Raw genomic sequence first — 7,010 nt, 5'->3', positions numbered from 1 at the left:
TGGGCCGTCGACTGGGCCAGGATGGACAGGGCGTCGGCGCGCAGGGCCTCGACCTCGGCCAGGGCCTGCTGGCGGGCCTCCAGCCGGGCCTGGGCGACCAGGGCCTCGACCTCGGCGGGAGCGAAGGATCGTTTGGCCGGCTGCCAGGTCGAGGCGCGCAGCACGGCGCCGTCAGCCCCGAACTCGGTGTCGAAGGCGAAGGGGACAGCGTTGGCGGGTTGGGCGGTCATGTCAGTAGATCAACTCGTCGTCGCCGCCCTGGCCGGCCAGCATGATGTCGCCGCGCGCCGCCAGATCCTTGGCCACCTGGACCATGGCCATCTGGGCGTTGTCGACGTCCTTGAGGCGGACAGGCCCCATGGAATCCATGTCCTCTCGCATGATCTTCGAGGCGCGCTCGGACATGTTGGAAAAGAGCATTTCGCGCAGGGGGTCCGAGGCGCCCTTCAGCGCCAGCCCCAGCTGGTCCTTCTCGACCGCGCGCAACAGGGTCTGCACCCCGCCGGGATCGAGACGCGACAAATCCTCGAACACGAACATCAGGGCGCGGATACGCTCGGCCGCGTCGCGGTTGCGTTCCTCCAGCGCGCCGATGAAGCGGGCCTCGGTCTGGCGGTCGAAGCTGTTGAAGATGTCAGCCATCAGCTCATGGCTGTCGCGCTTCGACGTGCGCGCCAGATTGGACATGAACTCGCTGCGCAAGGTCTGCTCGATCTTGTCGAGGATGTCGCGCTGCACCGGCTCCATCCGCAGCATCCGCTGGACGCATTCCAGGGCGAAGTCCTCGGGCAAGGCCGTCAGCACGCGCGAGGCGTGATCCGGCTTGATCTTCGACAGGACCACCGCGACCGTCTGCGGGTATTCGTTCTTCAGATAGTTGGCGAGCACGGCCTCGTTCACATTGCCGAGCTTGTCCCACATGGTGCGACCGGCCGGGCCGCGGATTTCCTCCATCAGGGCGTCGACGCGGTCGCCCGGCATGAAGGACGACAATAGACGCTGCGTCTGCTCGTAAGAGCCCATCAGCGAGCCGGACCCGCCGATGCCGGAGACGAACTCGACCAGCACCTCTTCGACCACGGCGGCGGTGACGGTGCCCAGCCCCGCCATGGCCTGGGAGACCTCCTTGATCTCTTCGTCGTCGAGTTGCTGCCACAGGGCGGTGTGCTCTTCGCCCAGAGACAGCAGAACGACAGCGGCCTTCTCCGGCCCCGTCAGCTTCTTGGCGTCGTCAACCGCCGCGCCTTTTGACACCAGCCGCGCCGCCATCAGCTTTCATGCATCCACGAGCGCAGGATCGCCGTGGATTCCTCTGGGTGGCTGTCGACGAAATCGGCGACCTTCTTGATGGACGAAGCCTTCACCTGCCCCTCGATGCGGGCGATGTCGATGCGCTGCTCCATGTCGCTGGGCCCCGCCAGCATGGGCGCGCCGCCCGGCAGGGTTCCCCCGACGAGCTGGGTGTCCAGGGCGGTCACGGGCATGCCGTTGGCGCCGACCAGGGCCGGAACGCCTGCGCGTCCCTGGCCCGAGGCGGTCTTCAGCAGCGGGCGCAGGACGAAGAAGATCAGCAGCAGGCCCGTGACCAGCAGGACCAGCAGCTCGACCCCGCGCATGATGTCGTTCTTGTCGAAGGCGAACATCGAGGAGCCTTCCTCGGCCCCTGGCGCGGCCGACGGCTCGCGGTTGAAGCGGACGTTGACGACCTCCAGCTTGTCGCCGCGCGTCTCGTCGATGCCGACGGCGGCGGCGACCAGGGCCTTGATCTGCTGCACTTCCTCGGCCGTGCGGGCGGCGTAGGCGGGCTCGCCCTTGCCGTCGGCGGCGGGGGTGTATTTGCCGTCGACCGCGACCGAGACCGACAGCTTTTTGACCTCGCCCGGCTCCTTCACCGTCGTGGTGGTGGTGTTGGAGATTTCGTAGTTCGTCGTCTCGGTGTTTTCCGAGTTGGTGGAGCCGATGGGCGTGGTCGCCGGGGCCTCGCCGCCGGGGATGTTATTGGTGGCGGTGACGCCGCCGTCGGCCTGGCCGGTCGTGTCCTGCGACTGGCTGCCGTTGGTCGAGGTCGAACGCACGACCTGGCCGTCCGGGTCGAACTTCTGTTCCTGGGTGGTCGAACGGCTGTGGTCGATGTCGGCCGTCACCTGCACGCGAGCGGCGCCGGCGCCGACGACGCCCTCGACGATGTCCTTGATGCGGGCCTGCATCTGAGCCTCGGTCGAGGCCTTGGCCGCCTCGGCGGTGGCCGAGGTGAAGCCCGTGTCCTCGGACCCGGCCGCCAGGGTGCGGTTGGCCTGGTCCGTCACCGTGACCTTGTCCGGCTTCAGGTTAGGCACCGAGGAGGCGACGACGTTGCGGATGGCCCGCACCTGATCGGCCGACAGATCGCGGCCCGACAGACCCACCACCACGGCGGCGGTCGGATCGATGGCGGCGGCCTGGAACATCTCGCGGCGGGGCATGGTGATGTGGACGCGGGCCGAACTGATGCCGCGCATCGACATGATGGTGCGCGACAGCTCGCCCTGCAGGGCGCGCTGCTCGTTCAGGTTCTGTTGGAACTCGGTCTGGCCCAGCACCGACTGGTTGTCGAAGATCTCGTAGCCGACGCTGCCCGAGGTCACGAGCCCCTTGCCCGCCAGCATCAGGCGCGCGGTGCCGACTTCGTCGCGGCTGACGAAGATGGTCGAGCCGTCGCCCTTGGAGGAGTATTTGATGCCCGCCTGATCCAGGGCGGCGCTGATCTCGGAGGCTTCGCGCAGGTCGAGATTGGAATAGAGCAAGGCGTCCGGCGCCTGGCCCACGCGCAGCATGACGGCGACCAGCACGGCGGCCACGCCCGCAGCCACGCCCAGGATGGCGGCCAGGCGTCCGATGCCGAACCTTTTCAAAGCTTCCGTGAAGCCGCCCACGCGCCATCGCCCCTGCACACGCGGGACGAACCGAACCCGCTAGGCAGAAACTGCCGCCTGGATGGTAAATGCGGCGTTAAGAGGCGTTAAAGAATGGGTGTCGGGGCCGCTGACACAGGCCCAAAAATAATAAAGGGGCGCGGACTTATGGCCCGCACCCCTCAGGCGCCCCCCGGCGCCCGCCCGCCCCTCGAAAGGCGCGGGCTAGCTGGTCAAAGGTCGATCAGACCTTCAAACTTTAGATCTTTAGGGCCTCGGCCTTCTTGTCGGCGGCGGCCTTGATGCGGGCCTCGGCGATGGCGTCGGCGATCAGGTGGGTCGGCTTGTTCTCGGAGACCGAACGCTCGAGGATTTCCTCGAAGGTCTCCATCAGGCGCGACAGCTTGCCTTCGACCCACGAGGCGTCATAGGCGCCGCCGGTCTGACGGGCGTTCATTTCCGAAGCGACGTTGATGATGCCGCCGCCGTTGATGACGTAATCCGGCGCATACAGGATGCCGCGCTTGAACAGCTCGTCGCCGATGTCGGCGGTGGCCAGCTGGTTGTTGGCGGCGCCGCAGACGGCCTTGACCTTCAGGCGGTCCAGCGTTTGCGGGTTCAGCGTCGCGCCCAGGGCGCACGGGGCGTAGACGTCGGCGACGACGTCATAGATGGCGTCCGGAGCGACGATCTCGGCGCCGGTCTTGGCGGCGACGGCTTCCAGGTTGGCCTGGTTCACGTCGGTGATGATCAGCTTGGCGCCGGCCTTGTGCAGCATGTCGGCCAGATAGGCGCCGACGTGACCCACGCCCTGCAGGGCGACGGTCAGGCCGGTCATGTCGTTCTGGTTAAACAGGCGACGCGCGACGACCAGGTTCGAACGGAACACGCCCTCGGCCGTGACCGGGCTGGGATCGCCCGAGGCTTCCGGGCCGTCCTTCAGGCCCAGAACGAATTCGGTGACCTTGCGCGCTTCGGCGATGTCCTCGACCGAGGTGCCGACGTCTTCGGCGGCGTAGTAGTGGCCGCCCAGGCCGTTCAGGTAGCGACCGAAGGCGTGGAACAGCTCAGGCGACTTCTGGGTGCGGCTGTCGCCGATGATGACCGACTTGCCGCCGCCCATTTCCAGGTCCGCGACGGCGTTCTTGTAGCTCATGCCCTTGGACAGACGCAGCACGTCTTCCAGAGCTTCAGCGGCGGTGGCGTAGTTCCACATGCGGGTGCCGCCGACGGCCGGACCGCGCGCGGTCGAGTGCACCGCAACAATCGCCTTCAGGCCGGTTTTCTCGTCATAGAAGGCGTGGACGCCTTCATGGTTCGCGAAAGAAGGGGAATCAAACAGCGTCTTGCCCATGACAGGCCTTTCCTGGGGTACTTTTTTGTGCGGAAGGACATACGCGCAGCCTGACCAAACGGCAAGCATCACCATGCAGCCGGCCCAGGGTTCTAGGAAACCTGCGGAAAACGCTTCCGCTTTCCGCAGGTTTTGCGTTCAGCGCGCCTTGGGATCAGCCTGCAGCGCCGGCAGGACCGCCGGCGCGCCGGACGGCAGGGGCCGAGTCGGTTCGCGCAGCCAGGCCTCGACATCGGCGAAGACGGTCTCGGCCTGAAGGTCGCGGTTCAGGATGTGCCAGCCGTCCGCATAATAGCCCGTCGTCAGGTTCGACCGCTCGCCCGCCTGCTCCAGCGCACGGCGCATGGGGCGTTTAGTGATGATCTGGTCGTGGGCGCCGTACAGCAGCAGGGTCGGCTTTTCGACCTGACCCAACCGCTGGGTCGCCGTCTCCATCAGATCGACCAGGCCGTACAGGGAATCGAACCGCGTCGACAGAATCGACAGGGGATCGCGGCCGTTGCGGATCAGCTCCAGCGTATTGTCCGAGGCGCGGATGTCGCGCACGGCGAAGGACGGCGGCTCGACCCGCTTGGCCCCCATCATGCGCGCGGCGGTCCACAGGCCCGCGCTATTGAAGGCGTTCTGGCTGGACCAGCCCCAGACGCCGGGCGCCAGCAGCACCACGCGATCGGCGTCCGGCGGCGCGTCCGAACCGAAGGCGGCGATGGTCGAGGAGCCGCCCATGCTTTCGCCCGTCACCACGATCAGGGCGTTGGGCCGCTGGGCCCGGACCAGGGCGACGATGGTGCGCAAGTCCTGGCTGGTCAGGCTTTCGGCCGCGAACTCGCCCCGGTTCGGAGCCAGGCCGAAGCCGCGCTGATCATAGGCCCAGGTCTCGATGCCCCGCTGCGCCCACCACGGCCCGGCGAAACGGAAGGAGGCGTAGTGGTCGTTGAAGCCGTGCAGGGCGACGATGACGGCCCAGGGCGCCTGGCCTTCAGGGCTCCAGCGCAGATAGGGCAGCCGCGCCCCGTCCTGCACCACAAAGGCGCCGCGCCCCAGGGTTCCCGCCTCGATGCGCGGCCCGTTGAACCCGTTGGGCGGGGTCAGCGGCGGCTGGACATGCGGCGTGGCGCAGGCGCTCAGGCCCAGGGAAAGAGCCACAAGGACCGCCGCCAATCCGCCCCGCCAAATCTTCACGCCAGAATCTCCGCTGTCCGGCGGCGAAGGTAGGGCAGAACCTCGGCTTCAAACCACGGGTTTTTCTTCAGCCAGGCCGTATTGCGCCATGACGGGTGCGGTAGCGGCAGGACGGCGGGAGCGTAGTCGCGCCAGGCGCGGACCGTCTCGGTCATGTTGGCCTTGGCCGCCACGCCCAACGCCCAGGCCTGGGCGTAGCCGCCGACCAGCAGCGTCAGCTCGACATTGGGCAGTTCGGCCAGCAGGCGCGGCCGCCACAACTCGGCGCAGCGGCGCGGCGGGGGATAGTCGCCCCCCTTGGGATCGGTGCCGGGGAAGCAGAAGGCCTGCGCCGCCACGCCGAGGCGCGGATCGCCGTAGAAGGTCGCCTCGTCCACCCCCATCCAGTCGCGCAGGCGAACGCCGGACGGGTCGGTGAAGGGCTGACCGCTTTCATGCACCCGCCGCCCCGGCGCCTGGCCGCAGATCAGCAGGCGCGTCTCAGGCGCGACCATGACCACCGGGCGCGGCGTGTGGGGCAACTGCCCCAGGCACGCCCGGCAGGCGCGGATTTCGGCCAGGAGGTCATCCAGGCCGTTGTCCGGTTCAGTCGAAGTCGTCATCCGAAGCTTCGACCGGCGGCAGGGCCGCCAGGGCCGCGGCCGTCTCGGCCTCGGTCGGCAGGCGCAGGCGGATCACGCCGCGGAAGTTGTTGGGATCGACCGCCTTGCCCTTCTTGGTGATGGTCAGCTTGCCCTGACGCATCAGGCCCAGAGCCGTCGCCTTCACCTTGGGCAGCAGGCGTTGCCACTGCTCGGGCTGCAGTTCCTTGGCCACGTCGGCCGGTTCAATGCTCTTGCCGCCGACGTTCTTGGGGTCGGCCTTGGCCAGTTTTTCGAAAATGGCCGCTTCGATTGGATCGCTCATAGGCGCTATATGCTGCACTGCAGGATCGGAAAGAAGGCAAAACCGACATGGCCGAGATAATCACCGTCACCGAGGGCGAGTTCGCCGGTTGGCAGACCTATAATCTGCGCGACACCTTCGACGTGGTGGTGGGGCCCTTCTACGGCAAGCCCGACCCCGACGGCCACATGCGTTGCGCCTTCCGCGCCGAGCAGAAGCATATGAACGCCGGCGGCCGGATGCACGGCGGCTGCCTGATGACCTTCGCCGACATCGCCATGTTCCAGATCGCCTATCAGGAGATGGAGGGCGCCTCGGGCGTCACGGTGCAACTCGACTCCACCTTCATCGACGGCGCCTATGTGGGCGAACTGATCGAGGCGACCGGCCAGGTGACCAAGGCGGGCAAGAGCCTGATCTTCGTGCGCGGCCAGATCACCACCGGCGAACGGCTGCTGATGACCTTCTCAGGCGTGATCCGGAAGTTCACGCCGCGCGGTTGAACCGTACGCCCAACGCCAGAGCCAGGGCGACAGCGGCCGCCGGCCACAGGGCGATCAGCCCCAGGCGGCCATAGACGACCGCGCCCATCAGCGCGCCCCCGGCCAGCCCCGCCCACAACGCCATATAGGGCCGGAACGCCCAGGGGTCGCCGCCACGCACGGCCGCGGCCAGGGCGTGGCCGGTCTTGATCAGGG

At 67.6% G+C, this 7,010-nt stretch carries 7 protein-coding genes and 2 pseudogenes; 1 reads left to right on the top strand and 8 read right to left on the bottom strand.

Features of this window, described 5'->3' with window-relative positions; translation table 11 throughout:
- The 7 genes and pseudogenes from RT567_RS11870 to RT567_RS11840 all read right to left on the bottom strand — a co-directional run.
- A pseudogene (locus RT567_RS11870) lies at nt 1-230 on the bottom strand (flagellar assembly protein FlbE); the annotation flags it as partial.
- A 1-nt stretch (nt 231) separates the two neighbouring features.
- Nucleotides 232-1,269, bottom strand: a complete 1,038-nt coding sequence (gene fliG / locus RT567_RS11865) for a flagellar motor switch protein FliG (RefSeq protein WP_313576547.1) — start codon at nt 1,267-1,269, stop codon at nt 232-234.
- Complete coding sequence (gene fliF, locus RT567_RS11860) at nt 1,269-2,912, bottom strand: flagellar basal-body MS-ring/collar protein FliF (protein WP_313576546.1); 1,644 nt, start codon at nt 2,910-2,912, stop codon at nt 1,269-1,271. Before fliF ends, fliG begins: the two co-directional genes overlap by 1 nt.
- 238 nt (nt 2,913-3,150) lie before the next feature.
- On the bottom strand, nt 3,151-4,245 hold the full coding sequence (locus RT567_RS11855; protein WP_313576545.1) for a Glu/Leu/Phe/Val dehydrogenase dimerization domain-containing protein: 1,095 nt from the start codon (nt 4,243-4,245) through the stop codon (nt 3,151-3,153).
- Between the two features lie 138 nt (nt 4,246-4,383).
- The gene (locus RT567_RS11850; protein WP_313576544.1) at nt 4,384-5,391 is read right to left on the bottom strand and encodes an alpha/beta fold hydrolase; all 1,008 of its coding nucleotides are present in this window, start codon (nt 5,389-5,391) and stop codon (nt 4,384-4,386) included.
- Nucleotides 5,392-5,423: 32 nt separating this feature from the next.
- Nucleotides 5,424-6,029, bottom strand: a complete 606-nt coding sequence (locus RT567_RS11845; protein ID WP_313576543.1) for a uracil-DNA glycosylase family protein — start codon at nt 6,027-6,029, stop codon at nt 5,424-5,426.
- Nucleotides 6,013-6,333, bottom strand: coding sequence for a DUF3253 domain-containing protein (locus tag RT567_RS11840; RefSeq protein WP_046651625.1), 321 nt, complete (start codon nt 6,331-6,333; stop codon nt 6,013-6,015). The genes RT567_RS11845 and RT567_RS11840 overlap by 17 nt, the downstream gene beginning before the upstream one ends.
- 47 nt (nt 6,334-6,380) lie before the next feature.
- Between RT567_RS11840 and RT567_RS11835 the strand changes: the two genes are divergently transcribed.
- A complete protein-coding gene (locus RT567_RS11835) occupies nt 6,381-6,815 on the top strand; it encodes a PaaI family thioesterase (protein ID WP_313576542.1) in 435 nt (144 codons plus the stop codon).
- Here RT567_RS11835 and RT567_RS11830 read toward each other — a convergent pair.
- A pseudogene (locus RT567_RS11830) lies at nt 6,799-7,010 on the bottom strand (DUF1275 domain-containing protein); the annotation flags it as partial. The gene RT567_RS11835 and the pseudogene RT567_RS11830 overlap by 17 nt on opposite strands.

Source organism: Brevundimonas sp. (assembly GCF_032107865.1).
In the GTDB taxonomy this organism is placed as follows: Bacteria; Pseudomonadota; Alphaproteobacteria; order Caulobacterales; family Caulobacteraceae; genus Brevundimonas.
The sequence above is the reverse complement of the archived record's forward strand: the minus strand, read 5'-3'. Positions and strand labels throughout refer to the sequence as shown.

Bases quoted from the DNA above. Each gene is read 5' to 3' on its own strand.
- fliG (WP_313576547.1), bottom strand. From the start codon at position 1,269: ATGGCGGCGCGGCTGGTGTCAAAAGGCGCGGCGGTTGACGACGCCAAG.
- RT567_RS11855 (WP_313576545.1), bottom strand. From the start codon at position 4,245: ATGGGCAAGACGCTGTTTGATTCCCCTTCTTTCGCGAACCATGAAGGC.
- RT567_RS11845 (WP_313576543.1), bottom strand. From the start codon at position 6,029: ATGACGACTTCGACTGAACCGGACAACGGCCTGGATGACCTCCTGGCC.
- RT567_RS11840 (WP_046651625.1), bottom strand. From the start codon at position 6,333: ATGAGCGATCCAATCGAAGCGGCCATTTTCGAAAAACTGGCCAAGGCC.
- RT567_RS11835 (WP_313576542.1), top strand. From the start codon at position 6,381: ATGGCCGAGATAATCACCGTCACCGAGGGCGAGTTCGCCGGTTGGCAG.